27 protein-coding genes are annotated in these 26,129 nt (G+C 63.9%); 6 read left to right on the top strand and 21 right to left on the bottom strand.

Annotated elements, in window-relative coordinates:
* Window positions 1-93 precede the first annotated feature (93 nt).
* Window positions 94-1,806: a class I poly(R)-hydroxyalkanoic acid synthase gene (phaC, locus tag AC3WUT_RS00845; protein WP_492345173.1), complete on the bottom strand. Its 1,713-nt coding sequence runs from the start codon at window positions 1,804-1,806 to the stop codon at window positions 94-96.
* A 91-nt stretch (window positions 1,807-1,897) separates the two neighbouring features.
* Here phaC and AC3WUT_RS00840 point away from each other — a divergent pair, with 91 nt between their 5' ends.
* Entirely contained in the window at window positions 1,898-2,254 is a 357-nt protein-coding gene (locus AC3WUT_RS00840; RefSeq protein WP_492345172.1) for a hypothetical protein, read from the top strand.
* Here the strand turns inward: AC3WUT_RS00840 and pgeF are convergent.
* Entirely contained in the window at window positions 2,171-3,025 is an 855-nt protein-coding gene (pgeF, locus tag AC3WUT_RS00835; RefSeq protein WP_492345171.1) for a peptidoglycan editing factor PgeF, read from the bottom strand. The genes AC3WUT_RS00840 and pgeF overlap by 84 nt on opposite strands.
* 2 nt (window positions 3,026-3,027) lie before the next feature.
* Window positions 3,028-3,666, bottom strand: coding sequence for a maleylacetoacetate isomerase (gene maiA, locus AC3WUT_RS00830; protein WP_492345170.1), 639 nt, complete (start codon window positions 3,664-3,666; stop codon window positions 3,028-3,030).
* A gap of 68 nt (window positions 3,667-3,734) precedes the next feature.
* Here maiA and AC3WUT_RS00825 point away from each other — a divergent pair, with 68 nt between their 5' ends.
* The 4 genes from AC3WUT_RS00825 to AC3WUT_RS00810 all read left to right on the top strand — a co-directional run bounded on the left by AC3WUT_RS00825 (window position 3,735) and on the right by AC3WUT_RS00810 (window position 6,048).
* Window positions 3,735-4,043 carry an antibiotic biosynthesis monooxygenase family protein gene (locus AC3WUT_RS00825; RefSeq protein ID WP_027475463.1) on the top strand — a complete coding sequence of 103 codons (309 nt, stop codon included), beginning with the start codon at window positions 3,735-3,737 and terminating at the stop codon, window positions 4,041-4,043.
* 52 nt (window positions 4,044-4,095) lie between these two features.
* Window positions 4,096-4,791 (top strand): fumarylacetoacetate hydrolase family protein, encoded by a 696-nt coding sequence (locus AC3WUT_RS00820; RefSeq protein WP_492345169.1) that lies wholly within the window; start codon window positions 4,096-4,098, stop codon window positions 4,789-4,791.
* A 133-nt stretch (window positions 4,792-4,924) separates the two neighbouring features.
* A complete protein-coding gene (locus AC3WUT_RS00815; RefSeq protein ID WP_492345168.1) occupies window positions 4,925-5,431 on the top strand; it encodes a hemerythrin domain-containing protein in 507 nt (168 codons plus the stop codon).
* A 68-nt stretch (window positions 5,432-5,499) separates the two neighbouring features.
* Window positions 5,500-6,048 carry an NUDIX hydrolase gene (locus AC3WUT_RS00810; RefSeq protein WP_492345167.1) on the top strand — a complete coding sequence of 183 codons (549 nt, stop codon included), beginning with the start codon at window positions 5,500-5,502 and terminating at the stop codon, window positions 6,046-6,048.
* 27 nt (window positions 6,049-6,075) lie between these two features.
* On the opposite strand, the gene AC3WUT_RS00805 is transcribed toward AC3WUT_RS00810, so the two are convergent.
* Window positions 6,076-6,615, bottom strand: coding sequence for a hypothetical protein (locus AC3WUT_RS00805; RefSeq protein ID WP_492345166.1), 540 nt, complete (start codon window positions 6,613-6,615; stop codon window positions 6,076-6,078).
* A gap of 291 nt (window positions 6,616-6,906) precedes the next feature.
* Between AC3WUT_RS00805 and AC3WUT_RS00800 the strand changes: the two genes are divergently transcribed.
* Entirely contained in the window at window positions 6,907-9,408 is a 2,502-nt protein-coding gene (locus AC3WUT_RS00800) for a heavy metal translocating P-type ATPase (protein ID WP_492345165.1), read from the top strand.
* Between the two features lie 67 nt (window positions 9,409-9,475).
* Here AC3WUT_RS00800 and AC3WUT_RS00795 read toward each other — a convergent pair whose 3' ends face one another.
* The 17 genes from AC3WUT_RS00795 to ndk all read right to left on the bottom strand — a co-directional run bounded on the left by AC3WUT_RS00795 (window position 9,476) and on the right by ndk (window position 26,096).
* Window positions 9,476-10,000 (bottom strand): phosphoribosyltransferase, encoded by a 525-nt coding sequence (locus AC3WUT_RS00795; protein ID WP_492345164.1) that lies wholly within the window; start codon window positions 9,998-10,000, stop codon window positions 9,476-9,478.
* A gap of 104 nt (window positions 10,001-10,104) precedes the next feature.
* A complete protein-coding gene (locus AC3WUT_RS00790; RefSeq protein WP_492345163.1) occupies window positions 10,105-11,478 on the bottom strand; it encodes an adenylosuccinate synthase in 1,374 nt (457 codons plus the stop codon).
* A 13-nt stretch (window positions 11,479-11,491) separates the two neighbouring features.
* On the bottom strand, window positions 11,492-12,640 hold the full coding sequence (locus AC3WUT_RS00785; RefSeq protein WP_492345162.1) for an ATP phosphoribosyltransferase regulatory subunit: 1,149 nt from the start codon (window positions 12,638-12,640) through the stop codon (window positions 11,492-11,494).
* 52 nt (window positions 12,641-12,692) lie between these two features.
* Entirely contained in the window at window positions 12,693-12,884 is a 192-nt protein-coding gene (locus AC3WUT_RS00780) for a DUF2065 domain-containing protein (RefSeq protein WP_492345161.1), read from the bottom strand.
* Between the two features lie 6 nt (window positions 12,885-12,890).
* On the bottom strand, window positions 12,891-13,793 hold the full coding sequence (hflC, locus tag AC3WUT_RS00775; protein WP_492345160.1) for a protease modulator HflC: 903 nt from the start codon (window positions 13,791-13,793) through the stop codon (window positions 12,891-12,893).
* Between the two features lie 11 nt (window positions 13,794-13,804).
* Window positions 13,805-15,163, bottom strand: coding sequence for an FtsH protease activity modulator HflK (gene hflK, locus AC3WUT_RS00770; RefSeq protein ID WP_492345159.1), 1,359 nt, complete (start codon window positions 15,161-15,163; stop codon window positions 13,805-13,807).
* A 40-nt stretch (window positions 15,164-15,203) separates the two neighbouring features.
* Window positions 15,204-16,379: a GTPase HflX gene (gene hflX / locus AC3WUT_RS00765; RefSeq protein WP_492345158.1), complete on the bottom strand. Its 1,176-nt coding sequence runs from the start codon at window positions 16,377-16,379 to the stop codon at window positions 15,204-15,206.
* 60 nt (window positions 16,380-16,439) lie between these two features.
* Window positions 16,440-16,691, bottom strand: a complete 252-nt coding sequence (hfq, locus tag AC3WUT_RS00760; RefSeq protein WP_019575375.1) for an RNA chaperone Hfq — start codon at window positions 16,689-16,691, stop codon at window positions 16,440-16,442.
* Window positions 16,692-16,809: 118 nt separating this feature from the next.
* Window positions 16,810-18,153 (bottom strand): ribosome biogenesis GTPase Der, encoded by a 1,344-nt coding sequence (gene der / locus AC3WUT_RS00755; protein WP_492345157.1) that lies wholly within the window; start codon window positions 18,151-18,153, stop codon window positions 16,810-16,812.
* A 17-nt stretch (window positions 18,154-18,170) separates the two neighbouring features.
* The gene (gene bamB / locus AC3WUT_RS00750; RefSeq protein ID WP_492345156.1) at window positions 18,171-19,307 is read right to left on the bottom strand and encodes an outer membrane protein assembly factor BamB; all 1,137 of its coding nucleotides are present in this window, start codon (window positions 19,305-19,307) and stop codon (window positions 18,171-18,173) included.
* 5 nt (window positions 19,308-19,312) lie between these two features.
* Window positions 19,313-20,008 (bottom strand): YfgM family protein, encoded by a 696-nt coding sequence (locus AC3WUT_RS00745; protein WP_492345155.1) that lies wholly within the window; start codon window positions 20,006-20,008, stop codon window positions 19,313-19,315.
* A 12-nt stretch (window positions 20,009-20,020) separates the two neighbouring features.
* Window positions 20,021-21,355, bottom strand: a complete 1,335-nt coding sequence (gene hisS / locus AC3WUT_RS00740; RefSeq protein ID WP_492345154.1) for a histidine--tRNA ligase — start codon at window positions 21,353-21,355, stop codon at window positions 20,021-20,023.
* Between the two features lie 5 nt (window positions 21,356-21,360).
* Window positions 21,361-22,665 (bottom strand): flavodoxin-dependent (E)-4-hydroxy-3-methylbut-2-enyl-diphosphate synthase, encoded by a 1,305-nt coding sequence (ispG, locus tag AC3WUT_RS00735; protein WP_492345153.1) that lies wholly within the window; start codon window positions 22,663-22,665, stop codon window positions 21,361-21,363.
* Window positions 22,665-23,660 (bottom strand): helix-turn-helix domain-containing protein, encoded by a 996-nt coding sequence (locus AC3WUT_RS00730; protein WP_492345152.1) that lies wholly within the window; start codon window positions 23,658-23,660, stop codon window positions 22,665-22,667. Before AC3WUT_RS00730 ends, ispG begins: the two co-directional genes overlap by 1 nt.
* Window positions 23,653-24,480, bottom strand: a complete 828-nt coding sequence (gene pilW, locus AC3WUT_RS00725) for a type IV pilus biogenesis/stability protein PilW (protein ID WP_492345588.1) — start codon at window positions 24,478-24,480, stop codon at window positions 23,653-23,655. The genes AC3WUT_RS00730 and pilW overlap by 8 nt, the downstream gene beginning before the upstream one ends.
* Before the next feature lie 17 nt (window positions 24,481-24,497).
* Window positions 24,498-25,649, bottom strand: coding sequence for a dual-specificity RNA methyltransferase RlmN (gene rlmN, locus AC3WUT_RS00720; protein ID WP_492345151.1), 1,152 nt, complete (start codon window positions 25,647-25,649; stop codon window positions 24,498-24,500).
* Between the two features lie 21 nt (window positions 25,650-25,670).
* Entirely contained in the window at window positions 25,671-26,096 is a 426-nt protein-coding gene (gene ndk, locus AC3WUT_RS00715; RefSeq protein ID WP_492345150.1) for a nucleoside-diphosphate kinase, read from the bottom strand.
* Window positions 26,097-26,129 lie beyond the last annotated feature (33 nt).

Below are 26,129 nucleotides of genomic sequence, written 5' to 3'. Positions count from 1 at the left end.
AGAGTGTGTTGCTCAAAAAATCAGTGTGTTCGGCACCCAGTATGTCTCGCCCGGGACAGGGAAAAATGAAAACGTACCTGGGTGTTTCCCGAATCAGGCCTTCTGCTTGACGTAACGGCCCGGGGCCGGTTCGATCGCCTTGTACTTGGCGCCCTTGCCATAGGTCTTGGGGGCCGGGATCAGCTTGCCGGCGTGGCCTGCCAGCCATTCGGTCCAGTCGGTCCACCAACTGCCCGCATGCTCCTGCGCACCGGCCAGCCATTCGGCGTGCGTGGCCGGCAGCTTGCCATCGGAGCGGATCCAGTGGCTGCGCTTTTTCTTGGCTGGCGGGTTGATCACGCCGGCGATGTGGCCCGAGGCCCCCATCACGAAGCGCTTCTTGCCCGGCAGGTGGCGGGTCGAGGCATAGGCCCCCGTGATGGGCACGATGTGGTCTTCGCGCGAGCCATACAGGTAAACCGGAATGTCGACCTTGCCCAGGTCAACAGGCACGCCGCAGACCACGGCCTTGCCCGGCTTGACCAGGTTGTTCTCGAAATAGGTGTTGCGCAGGTACCAGGCGTAAAACGGCCCGGGCAGGTTGGTGGAGTCGCTGTTCCAGTACAGCAGATCGAAGGCCGGCGGGGTTTCGCCCTTGAGGTAGTTGCCGACCACGTAGTTCCAGACCAGGTCGTTGGGGCGCAGAAAACTGAAGGTCGAGGCCAGTTCTTGCCCTTTCAGCAGCCCGCCCTGACCCATCTGCATTTCGCGGAACTTGACGAAGGCATCGTCAATGAACAGGTCCAGGATGCCGGTGTCCGAGAAATCGAGGAAGGTGGTCAGGAAGGTGGCCGACTCGACCGGCTTTTCACCGCGCTGCGCCAGCACCGCCAAGGCGGTGCCCAGAATGGTGCCACCCACGCAGAAGCCCAGCGCGTTGAGCGTCTTGGCGTCGGTGATGTCCTGCACGGTGTGGATGGCCTTGATGGCGGCATCCTCGATGTAGTCATCCCAGGTTTTCTGGCCCATGCTGTCATCGGGGTTGCGCCAGCTGACCACAAAGGTGCGGTGCCCTTCGGCCACCAGGTGGCGGATCAGCGAATTTTCGGGCTGCAGATCAAGGATGTAGAACTTGTTGATGCAAGGTGGGATGAGCAGGAAGGGGCGCTCGTGGATCTTGGCCGTCAGTGGCTTGTATTCGATCAGCTGGAACAGTTCGTTCTCGAACACCACCGCCCCCTCGGTGGTGGCCACATTGCGGCCCACCTCAAACAGGCTTTCGTCGGTCTGGCTCATGTGACCCTGCTGCAGATCGTGCATCAGGTTCTGCAGGCCCTTGGCGATGCTCTCGCCCTGGGTTTCCAGGGCCTTCTTCTGGGCTTCGGCATTGAAGGCCAGGAAGTTGCTTGGCGCCGAGGCAGCGGCCCATTGCTCGACGGCAAAACGGATTCGGGCCCGGGTCTTGTCGTCGGCCTGGACGGCGTCGGCCAGACCGGCCAGGCTGCGGCTGTTGAGCAGGTAGACCGCGGCCGTGAAGCTGGCCACCGGGTTACCGCCCCAGGCCTCACCCGCAAAACGCCGGTCACGGGCCTCAGGGGTACCCGACAGACTGGCATTCCACAAATCGGTGGCGTCTTTCACATACTGCTGCTGCAAGGCCTGCAGTTTCTCAGCATCAAAGCTGATCTGGGGCATGGGTGCCGCAGCGGCCGTGGGCAACGATGGGATGCCCAGTTGCTGGAACGCCTGCAGGGCCTTGCCCCAGCCCTCGCTCAGCATGTGTTGAAATTGCTGGGCGCTTTGACCCCACTGTGCTTCAGAATTCATGTTGTCTCCTCATGAACTGTCCGTTGAAAATTGATTGGGGTTGATCCGGATTCTTGCAGACTCTGCAACTCGATCACGTCTTTATATCAACATGTACCTCGTTCTTATCGCCTGGATGTATGTCGCGGTCATGATGGCCGTGGCAGAAGCCACCAACACAACAGGAACATTGCTGGGCGCATTGGTCACCTTTGTACTCTATGGCTTGCTGCCGATGTCGATCGTGCTGTATCTGATGGGGGCACCAGCAAGACGAAAGGCAGCCAAGAAACGAGAAGCGGCAGATGCCGCGCAGGCCATGGCGGCATCACCGCTCGCCGATCCGATCGATCCGACGAACGTTGCAGCGAGCACGGAAGCCCGCTCAGACGAGCCAGATGCAGGCGGCCATGCGCCCGGTTCCGCCGAACCGCTGGCTGTCGCGCCGGTGCGAGAAAAAGCTCGCTGACTGGGTGTACGTGCACCATGCCCTTGTGCCATCGTTCCCATACACGGCACTGACACCCACGGCGCGCAGACGCAGCCGAGCCAGGCCCGCCAGATCGGCCAGCCAATGACCTGGCCGCTGCGCCACCGGCTGGAACAGCGACAGGGCCTCGGGCTGGGCACTGCCGAAGACCTGACGCACCTCGTCACCCACCTCGAAGGCCGCAGGGCCGATGCAGGGCCCCAGCCAGACCAGCAGGTCTGAAGCCATCACCGGAAGCGACGGCGGCCGGGCCTGGACAAAAGCCTCGACGGCCGACTCCAGGATGCCCCTCCCCTGCACCCCCGCCAGGCCCCGCCAGCCCGCATGGAAAGCCCCCACGCGCTGCCCTGAGCGGTCGGTGATCAACACGGGCAGGCAGTCGGCCACCATCATGGCCAAGGCCTGATCTGGGCGGGCAGTGATGGATCCATCCGCAGCCTGGCCTTGCAAGGGCTGGCTGACGGGACAGGCGTCCACGTCCAGCACATCGCAGCCGTGCACCTGGTTCAAAAATACCAACTCGCCACCGCCGCGCTCGCGCACTGCGCTCTGCAGAAGTGCCCGGTTCTGGGCCACATGTTCAGCCCGGTCGCCCACGTGGGCGCCCAGGTTGAGGGCATCCCATGGGGCGTCGCTGGTCCCACCGAGGCGGGTGGTGAACAAGGCCCGCACCGAAGGCGGTACCGGCCAATCAGGCTCGAACCAGGAGACCGAGGCCGCGGTCAACGCTGAGGCGGGCGGCTGCGCCATGCTCAGGCCTCGGCGTCCGGGCACTGCGAAGGTTGCGCCCGCTGGAAGGGCTCCAGGGCCATGCAGGACTCGAAAACGGCCATGGTGCGATCCAGGCCCTCGAAGTTCACCTTGAAACGCTGGCCATTGAAGATCTGTGGCACCAGGCAGCAATCGGCCAGGCCCGGGGTGTCGCCGTGGCAGAAGCGCCCGGTGCCCGACTGGGCGAGCTGGCGTTCGAAGGCCTCCAGGCCCTGGCGCACCCAATGGCGGTACCAGGCGTTCTTGGCGTCTTCATCGACTTGCAGCTCATGCGACAGGTACCTGAGCACGCGCAGATTGTTGATGGGATGGATCTCGCAGGCAATGGTCTGTGCCAGGGCACGCACCCGGGCCCGACCCAGCGCATCCGCCGGCAGCAGGGGCGGCTCGGGGTGGGTTTCGTCCAGGTATTCGATGATGGCCATCGACTGGGTCAGGTGGGCGCCGTCGACCTCCAGCATGGGCACCAGCGGGTCACCCACCAGGCTGGCGTAGGCCGGGGCCCGGTGTTCGCCTTTGACCAGGTGCACGGCCTGGTAGTCGTAAGGCAGGCCCTTGAGCTGCAGGGCAATGCGCACGCGAAACGAGGCAGAGGATCGGAAATAGTTGAAGAGCTTCATGAGCGCAAGGATAAAGGCAGACGGTAGACTCCGGGGCATCATTGACCGAGCCACGAAAGAGACGCCTCATGATTCTCGAACTTGCCGACATTCGCATTCAACCCGGCCAGCAGGCCGCCTTCGAGGAGGCCATCGAGCGTGGCCTGCGCACCGTGATCAGCCAGGCCAAGGGCTTTCAAGGCTTCACCGTGAACCACGGCATTGAATCGCCCGAACGCTATGTGCTGCAGATTTTCTGGGCCACCCTGGAGGACCACACCGAGGGCTTCCGTGGGTCGCCCCTGTTTGCCCAATGGCGAGCCATTGTGGGCCCCTTCTTTGCGGCGCCGCCGGTGGTGGAGCATTTCGAGCTGGTGACCCATTCCGACGGCAACTGAAGCCCCTTGCCCCCGTTCACTTCCCCGCTGCAAGACGACTTGAAAGGCTGACATGAGCTATGTGATCCCTGCCGCTCCCCCGGTGAGCGTCCCGGTGCTGGGTACCAGCGACCGTTTTCCGGTGCGCCGCATCTATTGCGTGGGCCGCAACTACGAAGAACACGCCAAGGAGATGGGCTTCACCGGTCGCGAACCACCCTTCTTCTTTCTGAAGCCCGCGGATGCGCTGGTGGTGGTGAACGCTGGCGAAACCGGCACCATGCCCTACCCCAGCCTGACGCAGAACCTGCACCACGAAATCGAGCTGGTGGTGGCCATCGGCACCGGCGGCCGCAACATCACGGCGGCTGATGCGCACAAGCACATCTACGGCTATGCGGTGGGCCTGGACATGACGCGCCGCGACCTGCAAAACGAAATGAAGAAGCAGGGCCGCCCCTGGTGCATCGGCAAAGGCTTTGACCACAGCGCGCCGATCGGTCCCATCACCCCGGCAGCCCAGGTCAGCGATCTGGAACAGGCCGCGATCTGGCTCAAGGTGAACGGCCAGGAGCGTCAGTCCAGCCAGATCTCGAAGCTGATCTGGAACATTGCCGAAACCATCGAGCACCTGTCGGCCGCCTGGGAGTTGAGCCCGGGCGACCTGATTTACACGGGCACCCCAGAGGGCGTGTCAGCCGTCGTCAAGGGGGACCTGCTGGAAGGTGGTGTGACCGGCTTGGGCCAGCTGAACGTGCGGATTGCCTGATCGACCACCGAACGCACACGCCCTTGGAGCCCCGCGAGGGGCTTTTTTCATTTCAGCACAAGCCTTGACATGGCTTAAGAATGCAAGGCGCACGCGTCCTACGATGGAGCCATCCCATTCACAGGAGCACGTCATGAGCACGGTCACCGAATCCGCCGACTTCGAAGCCCTGGACGCCTGCCACCAGCAGATCGCCAGCCACCTCCAGGCCCTGAAGGCCCTGGTCAAGCACGTTGCCGAGACCGGTGTGGACCCATGGGCCCAGCAGCAGGCTGCGGCCATTGAGGCCTTCTTCTCTGGCACCTCGCGAGAGCACCACGCCGAAGAGGAACGCAATGTGTTTCCGCCCCTGCTGGCCACTGCAGACGCCTCGCTGGCCCAGACCATCCGCACCCTGCAGCAGGACCATGGCTGGATCGAGGAAAACTGGATTGAACTGGCCCCGCAACTGCGCGCCATGGCTGACGGCCACGGCTGGACCGATCCGGCCGAGTTTCAGCACTATGCCGAGGTGTTCCTGAGCCTTTGTGAAGGCCACATTGCCCTGGAAGAATCACTGATCTATCCCGAGTCCAAGGCACGCTGGGCGGCCGTGGTGGCGCGGAGACTGACCGAGTTGCCCGCCCTGGTCCGGGCCTGATCCCGACGCGGGCGTACGCGATATCCCCCTGGGCACGTCAGCGCCGCACTTGCCCGTACACTCGTGGCATGACGTATCGCAGCCCCATCAAGCACTGCCGCAACTGCGGTTCGGTCGTGGCCTATCGGATTCCGGACGACGGAGACACCAAACCACGCGCCGTCTGCACGGTCTGCCACACGATCCATTACGAGAACCCGCTCAACGTGGTGGGCACGGTGCCCTACCTGGGCACCAAGGTGCTGCTGTGCAAGCGCAACATCGAGCCCCGCTGGGGCAAGTGGACCCTGCCGGCAGGCTTCATGGAGCTTGAAGAATCCACCGCCCAGGGTGCGGCGCGCGAAACCCAGGAAGAAGCCGGGGCCTTGTTCGAGCTGGAAGGTCTCTTCAGCATCCTGAACGTGATCCGAGTGGGTCAGGTGCATCTTTTTTACCGAGCCCGCCTGCTCAGCGACACCTTCCATCCTGGGCATGAAACCATCGAAGCCCGACTGTTCGAAGAGCACGAAGTTCCGTGGGACGAGATCGCGTTCAGAACCGTCAAGGAAACGCTGGAGTGCTATTTTGCCGATCGACGCCGCGGCCATTACGACATCCATCAGATCGACATCGCCTGAGCCCTGAGGCAGCCCACCGGCTCGGCGTCAGTGGCGATCGCCGTGCCGATCCCCACGACCTTCGCCGCGATCACCCCCCGGCCCGCGCCCCTCGCGGTCCCAGCCGCGGTGCTCGCCTCGGTCCTGGTGGCGCTCCTCGTGACGCTCAAAGCCTCGCCCCGGCCCATGCGGCCCATCACCACGACGCTCCCACCAGCGGTCCCGGTCATCCACCCGGACAAAGTACACCGGCCGACCGCAGGCCTGGTAGCGGCGGCAATAGCGACCCCAATTCCGATACTCCACGGTTGATACATAGAGATACATCGGAGGCGCCCCCAACACGGGCTGGCCGATCACAACCGGTGCGGTATTGATGATAGGCGGCAGGGGATTGTTACCCACCGAGATCTGACCATAGACGCCTGGGGCCATGGGCCCCCCCACCGTCAGGTTCACATACGCCTGGGCATGGGCGGCCCCAGCACTGAAGGTGCCGACGGCCAGCGCCAGCAAACCTGATTTCAGCGCCTTGGAGTAGCGAGACGGATTGATAGAGCCGACCAGTGACATTGACTTGTTAAGCACGATATTGACTCCTAGTGTTGATGTGACCTTAACGCGCCAGGGGGAGCTTCGGTCTTGTCTATTTGTAAACATAGGCATGAAGGTGTTTCACACCCCGCCCGGATGGCAAGCCGCCCCATCCGATCACAGCCCCCTGCCCCGATGCCGAATGGGCTGGCTGCCTTGCCATGAGAACACGCAGGGGCAAGCAGGCTGGAAGACAATCGTTGAAAGCCTCAGAACATGGGTCTTGTTCACCCTCGCATTCAGAAACGGAAGGAAGAATCCATGGCGCCCCCCCATGAGTTGAGAATGGACTTGTCGCTTGTGCTGCCTGACATTGCCCATGCCGGGGACCGATGCATCGAACGACTGGACGCGGTGCTGCGCCAGACACAAGGCATCAATCTGTTGCGCGTGCTGCAGGAAGAGGCGCCCCCCCAGTTGAGCATCCAGTTCGACCCCCATTTGATCGATCTCCCCCGCCTGCGCCTGTTGGTGCAGGACTCTGGGCAACACATCACCAGCCAGATCGGACACCTGAGTCTGGATTCGCGTTCCGAGGGGGATGAGCCCCCACCCGTGTGGCTTGAGCACCTTGCCGCACTCGAGGGCGTGTTGGGCGTCGAACTGGGCCCGGACGGACTGCTGCACCTGGAGTACCTGCGCGAACGCACCACGGAACAGGCGCTGAGCCACCAGGCCCGGGCCTTGATTCAAGCGCCCGCTTCGACCCCCGAGTCCACCAGGGCTGCGCGCCACCATGACCATGACCATGACCATGACCATGACCATGACCATGACCATGGGCACGGGCACGGGCACGGGCACGGGCACGGGCACGGGCATCAGCATGCGCACGATGGACCGCTGGGTGAGCATGCCGAGCTGGCCTTTGCTTTGTGCGCCGGTGTGTTGGTGCTCGGGGGATGGCTGCTGGAAACCTGGCACCCCTCACCGGGCTGGATACCGCTGGCCTGCTATGTCATGGCCTATGTGACAGGCGGCTGGTTCACCGTGAGCGAGGCCTGGGCCAACCTGCGAGCGCGCCGTTTCGAAATCGACACCCTGATGTTGGTGGCGGCCGCCGGGGCAGCAGCCCTGGGACAGTGGGCCGAGGGGGGCCTGCTGCTGTTCCTGTTCAGCCTGGGGCACTCACTGGAGCACTTTGCCATGGGGCGGGCCCGACGCGCCATCGAGGCCCTGGCCCAGTTCGCCCCCGAACGGGCCACGTTGCGTGAGGGTGAACACACCCGAGAGGTCGACGTGGCCACCCTGCGTCCCGGTGACCAGATCCTCATCAAACCCAACGAACGTTTTCCGGCCGATGGCTTTGTGCTGGCTGGCCAGAGCAGCGTGAACCAGGCCCCGATCACTGGTGAAAGCCTGCCCGTGGAAAAGGGACCCGTCAGCACGCCTCAGACCGCGCTGCGCGATTTCGCACGCCTGCCTGCCAGGCACCGCGTGTTTGCCGGCAGCCTCAACGGTCGGGGCGCACTGGAGGTGGTGGTGGCACGCTTGGCCAACGAGTCGACCATGGCCCGCATGGTTCGCTTGGTCACCGAAGCCGAAACCCAGCGCTCCCCCACGCAGACCTTCACCGAACGCTTCGAGCGCGTGTTTGTGCCCCTCGTGTTGAGCTTTGTCTTGCTGCTGCTCTTCGCGTGGTTGGTGGTGGATGAGCCGTTCTCGGCCAGTTTTTACCGAGCCATGGCGGTGCTGGTGGCGGCCAGCCCTTGCGCGCTGGCCATCTCGGTGCCCAGTGCCGTGCTCAGTGGCGTGGCGCGCGCAGGGCATGGCGGGGTATTGATCAAAGGCGGCGCGCCCTTGGAGAGCCTGGGACGCCTGGATGCGATGGCCTTCGATAAAACGGGCACCCTGACTGAAGGCAAGCCTAGCCTGACTGACGTCGAACCCGCCGCCGGGGTCAGCGCCGAAGAGCTGCTGACGGTGGCCTTGGCGGTCGAACGCCACAGCGACCATCCGCTGGCTGCCGCGGTGGTGGAAGGCGCCTTGGAACGCCTGGGGCCTTCGGTCAGCGTGCCCGAGGTCTTGGGCCTGCAAAGCCTCACGGGCCTGGGCGTGACGGCCCGGGTGGGCCATCAGACGGCCTGCATCGGAAAGCCGGCCTTGTTCAGCCGCCTGGGACAGGACAGCCCCGACGCCGCCCTGGAGCAGACCCGTGAGGCCCTGGAGCAGGCTGGGCGAAGCACCATGGTGGTCCGCCTGGGCCAGCGTGATCTGGGCGTGCTGGGGCTGATGGACACCCCCCGCCCCGGCGCCGCCGGAGTGATGTTGGCGCTGCGCGCGCTGGGCATCCAACGCCTGATCATGATCTCAGGTGACAACCACCGGGTGGCCGAGGCTGTGGCCCAGGCCATCGGCCTGACCGAAGCCCATGGCGAACTGATGCCCGAGGACAAGGTACAGGCCATCCAGGCCCTGCGGGCCAACGGTGGCCAGGTGGCCATGGTGGGTGATGGCGTGAACGACGCCCCCGCCATGGCCCACGCCACCGTGGGCATTGCCATGGGGGCCGCGGGATCGGATGTGGCGCTGGAGACCGCAGACGTGGCGCTGCTGGGCGACGACCTGGACCAGTTGCCGTTCGCAGTCGGGCTGTCGCGCCAGACCAGCCGGATCATCCGGCAAAACCTGTGGGTGAGTCTGGGGGTGGTGGCGGTGCTGCTGCCGGCCACCTTGCTGGGTCTGAACATGGGCACTGCCGTGCTGTTCCATGAAGGCTCGACCCTGCTGGTGGTGGTGAACGCGCTGCGCTTGCTGCGCTACCCCCTGAGACGCACCGTGGCCTGAACCCGCCAACGAAATCGGCCGCCGACTGGAAAGTGCGGCGGCCGATGGGCAAGAGCGTGTGAAAGACTCAGATCTTCCACTTCTCCAGCAGCTTTTCTGGGCGCAGGCTGTCGTAGCTCTCGAAGGGCTGGTGGATCCAGGGATTGGTCGGCAGGTACTCCACCGAATAGTCAGGCGTGAAGATGGACAGCTGCTTGGTCCAGATCACCGCACTGCGCAGCTCGGTGATGGGGGCGTAGTTGTTCTTCAGCATCTGGATCACGGCGTTCAGGGTGTGCCCCGAATCAGCCAGGTCATCCACCAGCAGAACCCGTCCGGCAATCTCGCCCTTGGGGGTGGTGATGAAGCGTGCGATGTCGAGATGCCCTTGCACCGTGCCCGCTTCGGCTCGGTATGAACTGGTGGACATGATGGCCAGTGGCTTGTCGAAGATGCGGCTCAGGATGTCACCTGGGCGCATGCCCCCGCGTGCCAGGCACAGGATGGTGTCAAACTCCCAACCCGACTGGTGGATCTTGATGGCCAGCTTCTCGATGAGGCTGTGGTATTCGTCGTAGCTCACGTACAGGTGTTTACCGTCTTCGGTCAGCATCTGATTTGCTCCTGGATGGATCGCTAAAAAGCCCGCCGCAAGCCTGCGACGGGCTCATTATTCATGAATTTGTAAAGAAAAGAAGCCTATCTCAGACCAGATCGTCAGGCCAGGTAGGGGTGGCGCATCATGATCGTGTGGTCACGGTCCGGACTGGTCGAGATGACATGGATCGGCACGCCGGTGACGTGCTCGATGCGCTGCAGGTACAGGCGGGCGTTGACGGGCAGCTTGTCATAGTCGGTCACACCCACGGTGCTGTCGGTCCAGCCTTCCATGGTTTCGTAGATCGGCTTGCAGCGGGCAATGTCGTCCGCTCCCATGGGCAGGATGTCGGTCACTTCGCCGTCAAGTTCATAGCCGGTGCACAGCTTGAGTTCGGTCAGGCCATCCAGCACGTCGAGCTTGGTGATGCACAGCCCGGTCAGGCCATTGACCTGCGCGCTGCGCTTGAGCAGGGCCGCGTCGAACCAACCGCAGCGGCGGCTGCGACCGGTGGTGACACCTTTTTCGGCACCGATCGTGCTCATGTGCCAGCCCGGGGTCCCTTCTTTTTCCCAGTCGAGTTCGGTCGGGAAGGGGCCGCCACCCACGCGGGTGCAATAGGCCTTGGTGATCCCCAGGATGTAATGCAGCATGCCCGGGCCCACACCAGCGCCTGCAGCGGCATTGCCGGCCACGCAGTTGCTGGAGGTCACATAGGGGTAGGTGCCATGATCGACGTCGAGCAAGGTGCCCTGGGCGCCTTCGAACAACAGGTTGGCGCCATGCTGGTGGGCGTCGTTGAGCTCGCGCGAGACGTCGGCCATCATGGGCTTGAGCAACTCGGCGTGGCGCATGGCTTCTTGGTAGACGGGCTCAAACTGCACTTCGCCATCGACGATGTAGGGCTTGAGTGCCTCGCCGAACACGAACTTGCGCGACCCCAGGAAGGTCGTCAGCACATGGTTGTGCAGGGCCAGCAGTTCACGCAGCTTGGCCGCGAAACGCTCGGGGTACTTCAGATCTTGCACGCGCAGGGCGCGGCGGGCGATCTTGTCTTCATAAGCCGGACCGATGCCGCGACCGGTGGTGCCGATCTTCTCGGTACCGCCTTCTTCGCGGGCCGCCTCACGGGCCACATCAAGTGCGGCATGGAAAGGCAGGATCAGCGGGCAGGCCTCACTGATGCGCAGGCGCGAGCGCACCTCGACACCGGCCTTCTCCAGGCCTTCGATCTCCTCGAACAGCTTGGCCGCCGACAGCACCACACCGTTGCCGATGTAGCACTTGACGCCGGCGCGCATGATGCCGCTGGGGATCAGGTGCAGCGCCGTCTTGACGCCATTGATCACGAGGGTGTGCCCTGCATTGTGGCCACCCTGGAAGCGCACCACGCCCTGGGCGCTTTCGGTCAGCCAGTCCACGAGCTTGCCCTTGCCCTCGTCACCCCATTGGGTACCGACCACCACCACATTACGACCGCTTGTCTTGTTCATCACAGTATTTGATTCAAAGGGATTTCACGACCCACTGCCCAGCGCTGGAGACCAGCTGGCGATCGCAATGGAACTCATCAACTTCACTCTCGTGGCCCGGCAGCACGCCCACCACCGTCTCACCCTGCGCACGCAGGGCCGCCACCGCAGCGCGCAAGGCCGGGTCCACGCCCCAGGGCGCGCGGATGGCCGCACGCAGGGCACGCGGGGCCACCACGCTCACCAATTCACGCACGTCCAGGCTGAAGCCGGCGGCCGGGCGATTGCGGCCGAACACCGCGCCCACTTCGTCGTAACGGCCACCGCGGACCAGCGCATCGCTGGTGCCGGGCACATAGATCGAAAAACGTGCACCGGTGTAGTAGGCATAGCCGCGCATGTCGGCCAAGTCGAAGGTCAGATTGACCTCACCCAACTGGCTGGCCAGCCAGCGCAACTGGTCCAACGCGGCCAGCAGCTTGGGCTGCCCGGCAAAGACCCGGCTGGCCTCATCCAGCACGCCCATGTCGCCGTACAGGCCCGGCAAGGCCAGCAGCAATTCACGCGTGGGAGAGGGCAGATCGGCCACCAGGGCCTGCAGATCGCTGCTGGCCTTGACGGCCAGTGCTTGTTGAATGGCCTGCAGACGGGCCGGCGCCAGTTGCAAACCGTCCAGCAGCGTGCGAAGGATGCGCGCATCGGCCAGGTCGACGCTGAGGCCGGTGACGCCGGCCGCCTTCAGGCAATCCAGGGCCAGCAGCAGTGCTTCCAGATCGGCCTCAGGGCCGGCATGGCCATAGATTTCGGCACCGAACTGCAGCGGCTCACGGGTGGCGTGCGGGCTGTCCGGCCGGGTGTGCAACACCGGGCCGCAATAGCACAGACGGGTCACGCCCTGGCGGTTGAGCAGATGGGCGTCGATGCGGGCCACCTGCGGGGTGGTGTCAGCACGCAGGCCCATGGTGCGGCCCGACAGTTGATCGACCAGCTTGAAGGTGAGGAGATCGAGCGCCTCACCTGTACCGGTCAACAGGGATTCAAGGTGCTCCAGCAGAGGCGGCATGACCAGCTCATAGCCGTAGCTGCGCGCCGTATCAAGCAGGGCGCGGCGCAGTTCTTCGATGTGCCGGGCCTCGGAAGGCAGGACATCGGCAATGTGATCCGGCAGGACCCAGGCAGACATGGTGATGGGGGGGCTGTTAAAAACGTGATTTTACAGATGTTGGCCAGCCCACTCAGGACAGGGCCCACACCAACGCCAGACCGGCCAGCACGCTGAGCAGGCCGATGAAGCGGATCTGACCATCCTGCAACTGGAGCAGGCGGGTGAAAGTCTGACGCCAGGCGGTCGGTGACAGGAAGGGAAACAAGCCCTCGATCACCAAGACAAAGCCCAGCGCCAGCCAGAGCGCGTCAGAGTCCAACACCCGCGCTCACTTCTTGCCGGCAGGCGCTGTGGGCGCAGCACCGCGGAAGATGCGGAAGAACTCGGAGGTGGACGGATCGACCACCACCACATCGCTCTTCTTGTTCAGCGTGGCCTTGTAGGCCTCCAGGCTGCGGTAGAACTGTGCGAACTGCGGGTCCTTGCCAAAGGCCTCGGCGTAGGTGCGAGCCGCTTCAGCGTCGCCCTCGCCCTTGATCTGCTGCGCCTCACGGTAGGCGTTGGCCACCGTGATTTCGCGCTGGCGATCGGCATCGGCACGGATCTTCTCCCCCTCGGCGCCCCCAGTGGAACGCAGTTCATTTGCCACGCGCTTGCGCTCGGCCTCCATGCGTCGATAGACCGACTCGGTGATGGCATCCACGTAGTCGACGCGGGTGACACGCACATCCACCACGTCCACACCCCAGGGCTTGTCGCCCTTGACCACCTTGAGCACTTCGCGGCGCACGTCGTTCATCACAGCATCCCGCTTGGAGGACAACAGTTCCTTGACGGTGTGCTTGTTGACCTCTTCCTGGAACGCGTTGCGCACCACGCGGTTGAGCTGGTTGGCACCCGCGGTCTCGTCCAGACCGACGTTGCGGATGTACTCCAGCGGATCGGCGATGCGCCAGCGCACATACCAGTCGATCACCACGCGCTGCTTTTCAGCCGTGAGCATGGGCTCGGTGTCGTTGCTGTCAAGCATGAGCAGGCGCTTGTCGATGTAAGACACGTTCTGGAACGGGGGCGGCAGCTTGAAGTTCAGACCGGGCTCGGTGATGACTTCCTTGATTTGTCCCAGGGCATAGACCACCCCGAACTGACGCTGGTCGACCACGAACAGCATGGAGCTCAGCAGCGCCAGGGCCACCAGCAACGATGAAATGAGAAATCCGATTCTGTTCACGAAGCTACTCCCTAGCGCGATTCGCGGTCACGCGAGCGGCCGTTGTCACGAGCGCGCGACTCGCTGGAAAACGCAGCACCTGTTGTGGGTGCGCTGGCGGGGGCCTGAGGGACCACGGCAGCAGCGGGTGCCGCGTCGGCCGAGGCCGCCCCGGCCTGCTGCAGGATCTTGTCGAGCGGCATGTACAGCAGATTGCCGCCTTGCCGCGACTCGACCAATACCTTGGTCACGTTGCCGTAGATCTGCTGCATGGTATCGATGTACATGCGGTCTCGGGTGACCTGGGGCGCCTTCTGGTACTCGTTCAGCACCGACTTGAAGCGCTGGGCATCGCCTTGAGACTGAGCCACGATGCGGCCCTTGTAGGCCTCGGCCTCTTCCTTCAAGCGGGAGGCCGAGCCCACCGCGCGCGGAATCACGTCATTGGCATATGCCTGGGCTTCGTTCTTGGCACGTTCGCGCTCTTGCCCTGCCTTGAGCACGTCGTCAAACGCCGCCTGCACCTGCTCGGGTGGGCGCACGCCCCCTTGCTGCAGGTTGATGCCCACCACTTCCACCCCGACCTTGTAGCGATCGAGGATGCTCTGCATCAAGGCACGCACGCGCGGCGCGATCTGATCGCGCTCGTCGGACAAGGCGGTGTCCATGCGCATCTTGCCAACCACTTCACGCACCGCCGTCTCGGCAGCCTGCACCACGGACTCGCCAGGGTTCTTGGACTCAAACAACCAGGCGCGCGCGTCATTCAGCCGGTATTGGACAGCGAACTTGATTTCGACGATGTTTTCATCTTCAGTCAGCATGGCGGAGTCGCGCAGGCCCGTGCTCTTGATGACCGTGTCACGGCCCACATCCACCGAGCGGATCTGGGTGACAAACACCAACTCGTGGCGCTGGATCGGGTAAGGCAGGCGCCAGTTGAAACCGGCCCCCACGGTCGACTTGTAACGCCCGAACTGCGTGATCACGGCCTGCTGGCCTTCCTGGACGATGAAGAAGCCTGTCCCCAACCAGATCAACACGGCCACGGCCGCGATCAGCCCCACGCCAACACCAGCGCTTTTCATGTCGGGCTGGTAGCCACCGCCGCTGCCCTTGCCGCCCGAGCCACCGCCCTGCCCGCCGCCTTGGCCGCCAAACAGCTTGCCCAGTTTGCGGTTCAGGTCACGCCACAACTCATCGAGGTCCGGCGGAACCTGCTGGCCCCCCTGCCCGCGCGGGCTTGGTTGCTCTGGAGCCTCCTTGTCCGGACGGCCACGTTCACCGGAGGAATCATCCCCCCGACCCCAGCGCGGATCGTTGAGATTGAACATCCCCTTGATGCGACCCGGCAGAGCCGGCCAGCGCAAGGCTTTGGTCTTGAAGTTCATTCGCATTGCTCTTTTCTTGTACGGGACTGATTGTGCCCAATCAGGACGAAGGAAGTGCCAATTCCGTGGCGCCGGCTGCGGGATCTACAGCTGGTGCCAGATGGGCCAGGGCCAAGGCGGCGAGCTGCTGACGCAGCACTGACAGGCCTTCGCCACTGCGCGCACTCACGAACACGCGGGGCACCTGACGGCCGGCCAGCTCGAACGTGTCCAGGGCCTGCAGCGGACGCTGCGCCTCATCGATGGCGTCGAGCTTGTTGAACACCAGCAACTGAGGTACCTCAGCGGCCCCGATCTCGCCCAGCACACGCAGGACCTCGTTGAGTTGCTCGGGGTAATCCGGGTTGGCCGCATCGACCACATGCAACAGCAGATCAGCGTCGGTCGCCTCCTGCAGGGTGGCCTGAAAGGCGTCGATCAGCCCGTGGGGCAGGTCTCGGATGAAACCCACGGTGTCGGACAAGGACACCGAGCGCCCGGCCTCACCCAGGTAGAGCTGGCGGGTGGTGGTGTCCAGGGTGGCAAAAAGCTGGTCGGCCGCGTAGGCCCGGGCCTTGACCAGGGCATTGAACAGCGTCGACTTGCCTGCGTTGGTGTAGCCCACCAACGAGATGTTGAAGGTATCGCGACGCTCGCGCTGGCGACGCTGGGTGCTGCGCTGACGCTTGACCTTTTCCAGACGCTCTTTGGTGCGCTTGATGGCCTCGCCGATCATTCGGCGGTCCAGTTCGATCTGGGTTTCGCCCGGCCCGCCCCGCGCGCCGATGCCCCCACGCTGACGTTCCAAGTGAGACCAGCGGCGCACCAGACGCGTGCTGACGTACTGCAAGCGTGCCAGCTCGACCTGCAGTTTGCCTTCGAAGCTGCGCGCACGCTGGGCAAAAATTTCAAGAATCAGCAAGGTCCGGTCGTTGACCGGCAAGCCGAGGTGGCGCTCTAGGTTGCGCTGCTGGGCGGGGCTCAGCGATTGGTCGAACAGGACCTCGACGGCCCCGTGCTGCTCGGCCATGAACCGGATCTCGTCAGCCTTGCCACTGCCGACGAACAAGGCCGCGTCGGGCGCCTTGCGTTTGCAGGTGATGCGCGCCACGGGCGTCAGGCCCGCGGTCTCGGCGAGCAGACCCAGCTCTTCCAGGTCGGCATCGAAATGCGGACCACCCAGGTCCACACCCACGAGGATGACCGGGGTGGGGGCAGGAGAATTCTTGTCAGTCAAATCAACGGAGCCTGTAAAAAAGCCGGCCGCCCCCCTTGCGGGGGACGGCCGGCTTCCGGATCACTGTGCGGCTGCGGGCTCTGCAGCGTCAGCAGTGGAGAAGTTCACAGCACGACCCGGCACGATGGTCGAGATGGCATGCTTGTAAACCATTTGCGTCACGGTGTTGCGCAGCAACACCACGTACTGGTCGAACGACTCGATCTGACCTTGAAGCTTGATGCCGTTGACGAGGTAAATCGACACCGGCACATGCTCGCGGCGCAGTGCGTTCAGGAACGGGTCTTGAAGAAGCTGCCCTTTATTGCTCACGATATTCTCCGTGTTCAAAATGTTGTTGGAAAGCCAGACCTTACCACAGGCCCGGCCCCTGGCAAGGCGCAAGGCCAATTTTCAGCACCCGGACTCCGGGGGCCCTGCGGCCATGGGCTCAATGGCCGTCCTTGTCAGCAAAAGGGTTTTGCGAAGTCTTGAGCTCGATGCGCAAAGGCGTACCCACCAGGCTGAATTCCTTGCGGAAACGGCCTTCCAGGAAGCGCTTGTAGGCCTCGGTCACGTGCTCCAGCGAGTTGCCGTGGATCACGATCACCGGCGGGTTCATGCCCCCTTGGTGGGCATAGCGCAGCTTGGGACGGTACATGCCCGTCTTCTTGGGCGTCTGGAACTGCACCGCCTCCAGCAGCAGGCGGGTGAGAACCGGCGTCGGCATCTTGCACGTGGCCGCCTTGTGGGCCTGCGCAATCGCCGACCAGACCGGCCCCAGGCCCTGGCGCTTGCGTGCCGAGATGAAGTGCACAGAGGCAAACTTCAAAAAGGACAGGCGGGTCTCGATCGAGCGCTCGACCAGTTGGCGCTGGTAGTCGTCCACCGCATCCCACTTGTTGATGGCAATCACCACGGCGCGGCCACTCTCCAGGATGTAGCCGGCAATGTGGGCGTCCTGATCGGTCACGCCCTGGGTGGCGTCCAGCAACAGCAAAACCACATTGGCCGACTCGATGGCTTGCAAGGTCTTCACCACCGAGAATTTCTCGATCGCTTCAAAGACTTTGCCCTTGCGACGCAAACCGGCGGTATCCACCAATTCGTAACGCTGCCCATTGCGTTCAAAGGGCACCGAGATCGCATCCCGGGTGGTGCCAGGCATGTCAAAGGCCACCAGACGCTCTTCACCGAGCCAGGTGTTGATCAGCGTTGACTTGCCGACATTGGGACGCCCCGCCACGGCAAGTTTGATCAGGCCGGCATCAGCCTCCTCGGCATCCTCGTCGGGCTCAGGCAGGTTCAAGGGGGCCAGCGCCAGATCGACCAGGCCGCGGATGCCTTGGCCGTGGGCCGCCGAGACCGGATAGACCTCGCCCAGGCCCAGCTCATAAAACTCGGACAGTTGCATGCCCTCTTTCATGCCTTCGGCCTTGTTGGCCGTCAGCACGCAAGGCTTGCCCAGGCGACGCAGGTACTTGGCAATGTCGTGATCCTGGGCCGACAGGCCGGCCCGGGCATCGACCACAAACACCACCACATCGGCTTCGGCCACAGCCTGCTGGGTCTGCTTGGCCATTTCCTTGTAGATGCCACTGGCAGCATCGGGCTCGAAGCCCCCGGTATCGATCACGATGTACTCGTGCGCACCCTGACGGCCATTGCCGTAGTGGCGATCGCGGGTCAGGCCCGCGAAGTCGGCCACGATGGCATCACGCGACTTGGTGAGGCGGTTGAAAAGTGTCGACTTGCCGACATTGGGGCGCCCGACGAGCGCAATAACAGGTTTCATGAAGCATTACCGCCGATTCATTCCGGACGGAATGCAAACACGCCACCCTTGCGGGTGACCACGACCAACACGCCGTCAGCCAGCACCGGGGCCACCGCAATCGGTGAGCCGTCGGTGCTGAGGCGGTTGAGGGAACTGCCATCTTCGCGAGACAGCAAATGAACAAAGCCAGCGTCGTCGCCGATCGCCAACGAGCGACCCAACAGCAACGGGGCGGTCAGGTGGCGGTATTGCAGACGATCGCTGGTCCACAGGCGCTCACCATCGGCACGACGCCAGGCCACCAGACGGCCATCGGACTCGGTACCGAAGACGGTTGCCGCATCACCATGCACGCCGGTGAATCCATTGGCTGGCTTGGTCCAACTCAAGGTACCACGCTGGGCCTGCACGCAGCCCACGGCAGCCTGGAAGGCGCGCACGCAGACCGAGTCGTCCACGCGGCTCACGCGACCCACCAGGTCGACCAGGCGTTCGACATCGTTGGTGCCGCGCGGCGTGGCCAGAGGCGCCTCCCAACGGATACCGCCGTTGGCAGGGTTCAAGCCCGCGAGCCGCCCGGACAGGCCGGCCACCAGGGTGTCATTGACCGGAATCAGCACACCCGGTTGACGCAGCACCAGGGGCTCACCCGGGCGCTGCTGGGTCCAGAGCTTGCGGCCGGATTCAGCATCAAAGGCCGATACGGAGCGATCGGCCGCCAACACGAAGACCCGACCACCGGCCACCAAGGGCGCAGTGAAGACCTGGGCGGGCAATTGGCGACGCCAGATTTCGCGTCCGGCCACAAAGTTGACCAATTCGTTGTTGCTGGTGACCACAGCCACCTGCTTGCCATCGCCGCCCACACCCGCCGTGATGCTGGCCTTGGCGTCGGCGCGCCAAAGCTCGCGCCCGGTGGTGGCATCCCAAGCGGTGACCTGCCCTGCCGACGAGGCCAGGGTCAGGGTGGAACCCGTGACCTGGGCGTCCAGCGGGAACTCAACCGCCCCCAGGCTGGCCGACCAGGCCGGCTTGACCCCCACCAGGGCCACCACGGGCGCCAGTTCGGCAGGCTTGTGCTTGGGCGAGCCCGAGCTGCAAGCAGTCAACACCAGCAGCGAAACGGCCGCCAGGGCCGCCATGAGGCTGCGTTCAACGACCGGTCGTGCCATGTGCTTCACTTCTTGTCCTCGGTAGGGGTTGTCGCGGCTGTCGCCGGTTCGGCAGCAGCTTGCGGGTTGACGCCCAGCGCATTGAGCTTGGCCTCGATCAGGCGCCGGTATTCCGTGCGCTCATCGAGCTTTTGATAGGCCTTGCGGTATTCGGCGATGGCCTCATCGGCCTTGCCTTGCAAGGCCAGCACATCCCCCTTGCGATCGGCTGCCAGGGCGTCGAATTCGGCAGGGAAAGCGGTACCCAGGGTCTTGAGGGCTTCGTCGTATGCCTTGGCATCGACCTGGAGAGCCGCCAGGCGCAGGCGGGCCACGGCCTTCACGCCATCGTCGCCGGATTGCTCCAGCACCCAGTTCAGGGCCGCCTTGGCAGCATCGGCATTGCCCTTGTCAGCCAGGGCCTGGGCAGCCAGCAGGCTGGCCTGGGCGGCATAGGCCGTGCGGCCGTACTTGCCGTGGATGTCTTCCTGCACACGGGCCACCTTCTGCAGGTCCTGAGCCTTGACCGCGCGCTCCATTTCGTCATAGAGCACAGCGGCCTGGGCAGCCTGGCTGCGCTGCCAGTACTGGTAACCGTTCCAGGCGGCAAAGCCGCCAAAGATCACGATCAGCACCCAGCTGATGGCATTGCCGTAGCGGTTCCAGAAATGCTTGAGCTGATCGAGCTGTTCTTGTTCTTCGAGGTCGAGATGAGATGCCATGGCGTTCTGCTGTTAATTCTGGGATTGTAGGGTGATCGCCCATTGGGGCAGATCGCTCAGCGAGCGGGCCTGTTGGGCGCCTGCGCCATCCCGCAGCGACTTCACAGTCACCTCGCCACGGGCCAACTCGTCGCCGCCAAAAATCAGCGCATGGCGGGCGCCGCTGGCGTCGGCCTTCTTGAACTGGGACTTCATGCTGCCCCAGGACTCTGCCGCACCGGCATGCATCTGGACCGAGACGCCCAGGGCACGCAACTGCACCAGGGTTTTGAGGACCAGCGGCAAGGCCGCGGCATCGGGCACGATGGCATAGGCATCGGGCGCCGGGGCCTGTGCCGGGGCCTGCTCGCGCAGCAACTCCAGCACCCGCTCCACCCCCAGGGCCCAGCCCACGGCAGGGGCCGCCTTGCCACCGATCTGCTCAATCAGGTAGTCGTAGCGGCCACCGCCGCAGATCGTGCCCTGCGAGCCCAGGCTCTCGGTGATGAACTCGAACACCGTGAGGTTGTAGTAGTCCATGCCCCGCACCAGGCGCGGGTTGATCGTGTAGGCCACACCACAGGCATCCAGAATACCGCGCACGGTGTTGAAGTGGGCCAGCGAAGCCTCACCCAGGAAGTCGATCAGGCGCGGGGCCGATTCGACCACCTCGCGCATGGCCGGGTTCTTGGTGTCCAGGATGCGCAGCGGGTTGCTGTGCAGGCGACGGCGTGCGTCTTCGTCGAGCAGCGCCTCGTGCTGCTCGAAGTGGGCGATCAAGGCCGCGCGGTGCGCCTTGCGCTCGGCCGGCTGGCCCAGGCTGTTGAGCTCCAGGCGCACATCCTTGAGGCCCAGCTCCTGCCACAGGGCATGGGCCAGCAGGATCAGTTCGGCATCGACCTCGGCGCCCGGAAAACCCAGGGCTTCGGCGCCGATCTGGTGAAACTGGCGATAGCGACCACGCTGGGGACGCTCGTGCCGGAACATCGGCCCCATGTAATACAGGCGCTTGCCGCCGTCATACAACATCGAATGTTCAGCCACGGCACGCACCACGCCAGCCGTGTTCTCGGGGCGCAAGGTCAGGGCTTCGCCATTGAGCTTGTCCTCGAAGGAGTACATCTCTTTTTCAACGATGTCGGTCACCTCGCCCAACCCACGCACAAACAGCGGCGTGGGTTCGACGATGGGGGTGCGGATGTTGCGGTAGGCATGGCGGGCCATCAACTGGCGCACCTTGTCTTCAAGCCACTCCCACTGCGCCGACTCGGGCGGCAGGATGTCGTTCATGCCTTTGACGGCGGAAAGCTTTTCAAATCGGGGCGCGGACGCCGCAGCCGCGGGGGCTGCCTGGGGTTTCTCGGACATAAGGATCAGATGGGCTCGGAGTGCGGGGCCGAAGAGGCCGCTCCGAAGCGCTTTTCAATGTAGTTTTCGACGATCTGGTGAAACTCGGTCGCGATGTTGTCACCGCGCAGCGTCAGGGCCTTCTCGCCATCGATGAACACAGGTGCGGCCGGCGCCTCACCCGTGCCCGGCAGGCTGATGCCGATGTCGGCATGCTTGCTTTCACCCGGGCCGTTCACGATGCAGCCCATGACCGCCACCTTGAGCTTTTCGACGCCCGGGTAATGCGAACGCCAAACCGGCATCTGCGCACGCAGGAAATCATCGATCTGCTTGGCCAACTCCTGGAAAGTGGTGCTGGTGGTGCGGCCACAACCCGGACAGGCCGTGACGCTGGGCACAAACACCCTCAGACCCAAGGCCTGCAGGATCTCGGAGGCGATCACCACCTCTTGGGTGCGTGACTCGCCAGGTTGAGGGGTGAGCGACACACGGATGGTGTCGCCAATGCCCTCTTGCAGCAAGATGGACAGTGCCGTGGCCGAGGCCACCGTGCCCTTGGTCCCCATGCCGGCCTCGGTCAATCCGAGGTGCAGCGCGTAGTCGGTGCGTCGGCCCAGTTCACGGTACACCGCGATCAGATCCTGCACGCCGCTGACCTTGCACGACAAAATGATCTGATGGCCAGGCAAGCCCATTTCCTCGGCCCGCTGGGCGGAGGTGATGGCCGATGAAATCAGGGCCTCATACATCACCTGGCGCGCATCCCAGGGCTGGGCACGCCGGCTGTTCTCGTCCATCAGGCTGGCGAGCAACTCCTGGTCGAGGCTGCCCCAGTTGACGCCGATTCGCACCGGCTTGTTCCAGCGGATGGCCGCATCGATCATCTGGCCGAACTGGCGATCATGCTTGTCGCCCTTGCCCACGTTGCCCGGGTTGATCCGATACTTGGACAAGGCCTCGGCGCAGGCCGGGTGCTCTGTCAGAAGACGATGCCCGTTGTAATGAAAGTCGCCGATCAGGGGCACGGCGATGCCCATGCGGTCGAGTTGCTCACGGATGTGCGGCACCGCTGCAGCGGCTTCAGGCGTGTTGACCGTGATGCGAACCATCTCGGAGCCTGCCAGCGCCAACTCCTTGACCTGGATGGCGGTACCGATCACATCGACCGTGTCGGTGTTGGTCATCGACTGCACACGCACGGGCGCATCGCCACCCACGGTGACGTGGTGACTGCCCCAGGACGTCACCGCCTGGCGCGACCTGCGTGGCTTGGGTTGGGCGGTGGGAATCGGTTGCTGCCCCCACACCGGGCGCTCGCTGTCGCTCATCACTTCACCTCGAAACGGGCCACGTTGTCACGCGCCAAAGATTGCAGATCGAATGCCTTGCCACGCACCTGGACCTGGGTGACATCGGCCTTGCCGACCACCACGGAAAGCGGCGGAACACCGCCGGCAGAGGCAGTCTCACCGGCGCTCATGGTTTTCTGGAAGGTGACCTGACCATTGGCATCGGTCACCTTGATCCAGGAACTGCCCGTGGCACTGAAGCTCAGCACCGAATTCGCCGACGGAACTGCCACCACCGACGAACCCGGGGCACCGGGCGGTGCGGACACGGCCGGCGCTGGCGCAGGAGCCGACGGCGCCACCGAGGCCGGAACAGGCACAGGCACAGGCATGGGTGCCGGGGCAGGCGCCGAGGGCGCCACGGCTACTGCCACAGGTGCGGGTGCGGGTGCGGGTGTGGGCGCCACTGCCGCAGCCGAGCCAGTCGCAGCCAACTCAGGTGCGGGCGCCACAGCGGGTGGCGGAGTGGGCTCAGGCTCTGGCACCGCCTGGACGACAGCACCAGGGTGGGTCACCGGGGCCGCAGGCTCGGGCAGGCTGGGACTGAAACGAGGCCAAAGGTAAATGGCCAGGGCACCGATGCACAGAAGCGGCACGGCCAGCAACGTCGGGCTGAATCGGTATTCAGACACCAGCCGGCTACGGCGCTCGTTCTGAGCCCGGAAAGGGGTGTTGATGCCCGCATCGTCCGGGTTCAGCCTGGGTGCCTGAGTCTGGGGCAGACGCTCCAGCACCGGCGCTGCATCCACGCGCAGAGTGCGGCACACGCTGGAAGCCAGGGCACGCACGAACACCGCGTCGGGCAGGTCGTCGTAGCGGTCGGATTCGAGCGCCTCGAGCTTGTTGACCGGCACCTTGAGGGCCACCGCCAAAGCCGCCACATGCATGCCGGCGGCTTCACGCGCCTGACGCAACATGGCCCCTGCCGAGAGCGGCGGCACGCTTGCCACCGCCACGTCTTCCACCTCACTCATCAAACGCTCCCCGCTCGTAGGACGACAGCTCCCGTGCCTGAGGGAACCGCTTTTTCAGTTGCTCGACCAGTTGCAACATGGCCACCCGGTCACCCATGCGGTGCTCGACCCGGATGCCGAGCCACAGGGACTCGGCATTGGCAAATTCACTGTTGTTCAGTCGGCGGATGTAGAACTGGGCCCGAACCAGTTCGCCACGCTGATACAGCAAGGCGGCCAGGTTGTAGCCCGTGATGGGGTTACCGGCATCCAGTTCATAGGAACGCGCCAGGCTTCGCTCGGCCTCAGCCTTGCGCCCGGCACGGGCCTGACACAGCCCCTGGGCCATGAAGGTCTTGGCCTTGTCGCCATACAGAGGGCTTTGCAGGGCCTGATTGAAAAAGTCGTCGGCTTCACCGTAGCGCTTGCGTTGACAGGCCAACCAGCCATAGTTGTGCAGGATGTTGGGGTCACGCGGGCTGAGCGCCAGGGCCCGTTTGAAACCCTCTTCGGCCTGGCGCTCATCATTGAGCCGCATGTAAATCAGACCGCGCAGGTTGTAGGCCTCGGCAAAGCCGGGGTCGGCGGCCAGCACCTGCCGCACCTCATCAAGCGCCACCGTGGTCTTGCCCTGCTCGAAATAGTTGGAGGCCAACTCCAGGCGGATGCGGGCTCGGCGACGCGCCTCTCCCTCGTCACTGGCGCCACCGGGGGTCTCGGAAATGACCGGGTCGTTGGAGGCCGTGGACTGGGTGGCACAACCGCTCAGGGCCCCCAGGAACACCCCGATGGCCGCGGCGGTCACGGCGGCACTCAGGACACTTCGCCAGAGATGGCGCATTGCCAGGGCAGTCCCCATCAAGCCTCCTTGTTGTTGGCCGTCAATTCGGTCACAGGTTTCAGAACGATGGTGCGCTGCTGGGCAATACGCTCAGCCACCCGGGTGCGATCACGGACATCGCCGGCCAGTTGGCCGCATGCCGCATCGATGTCATCACCACGGGTCTTTCGCACGGTCGTCACGATACCAGCATCAAGCAGGATTTTCGCAAACGCCTGCACACGCTCGGTTGGCGAACGCAACAGGCCGGAGGCCGGGAAGGGGTTGAAGGGAATCAGATTGAACTTGCACCACACGCCTTTGCCGCTGGCGTGCTGTCGCACCAGATCAATCAGCTGGCGTGCGTGCTCGGGGCTGTCATTGACGCCGTCGAGCATGCAGTACTCGAACGTGATGAAGTCACGAGGGGCAAATTCAAGGTATTGATTGCAAGCCGCCATCAACTCGGCGATGGGGTACTTGCGGTTGAGCGGCACCAGGTTGTCACGAAGCGGATCGTTTGGCGCGTGCAAAGAGACGGCCAGGGCCACCGGACAATCTTGCGACAGGCGCTCCATCATCGGCACGACGCCCGAGGTGGACACCGTGACCCGGCGGCGCGACAAGCCATACCCATGATCGTCCAACATGGTGCGCAGCGCAGGCACCAGAGCGCCGTAATTCTGCAGCGGCTCACCCATGCCCATCATCACCACATTGGAGATGACACGCTCAGAGGTTTGAAACTGGCGGCGCAGGGTGTGCTCGGCATACCAGAGCTGAGCGACGATCTCGCCCGTGCTGAGGTTGCGGCTGAAGCCCTGATGGCCGGTAGAACAAAAACGACAACCCACGGCACAGCCGGCCTGGGATGACACGCACAGCGTGCCTCGATCGTCTTCGGGAATGAAAACAGCCTCGACGGCATTGCCATCGCCCACATCGAACAGCCACTTGACAGTGCCGTCGGCGGAATCATGGCGGCTCAGGACAGATAGCCCCTCGACACGGGCGCGTCCTTTGAGCTTCTCGCGAAGCGACTTGGCCAGATCGGTCATCTGGTCGAAATCGGATTCGCCTCGCTGGTGGATCCAGCGGAAGAGCTGGGTGGCACGAAAGCGCTTCTCACCCAGCTGGTCGCAGAATGCAGCCAACCCCTCGAGGTCGAAATCAAGCAGATTGGCTGTCATTGCATGCGTGGCTCGCGAAAATCAACGAGCGTAGACGTTCAGGCTGGGGAAGAAGAAAGCGATTTCGACGGCAGCGGTTTCAGCGGCGTCAGAACCGTGCACGGCGTTGGCGTCGATGCTGTCAGCGAAGTCAGCACGGATGGTGCCAGCGTCGGCCTTCTTCGGGTCGGTGGCGCCCATCAGTTCGCGGTTCTTCAGGATGGCGTTTTCGCCTTCCAGAACTTGAACGTGGACAGGGCCGGAGATCATGAAGTCAACCAGATCCTTGAAGAAGGGGCGTGCAGCGTGCACAGCGTAGAACTGCTCGGCTTCAGCGCGCGACAGTTGCACCAGACGCGAAGCAGCGATCTTCAGGCCGGCGGCTTCAAAGCGAGCCAGGATTTGGCCGATGACGTTCTTGGCGACGGCGTCAGGCTTGATGATGGAGAGAGTGCGTTCGATTGCCATGATTGATTCCTGAACTGAGTTTTTGTAATTTTT

The organism is Curvibacter sp. EU05-FHT14A10 (genome assembly GCF_058791075.1).
The sequence above is the reverse complement of the archived record's forward strand: the minus strand, read 5'-3'. Positions and strand labels throughout refer to the sequence as shown.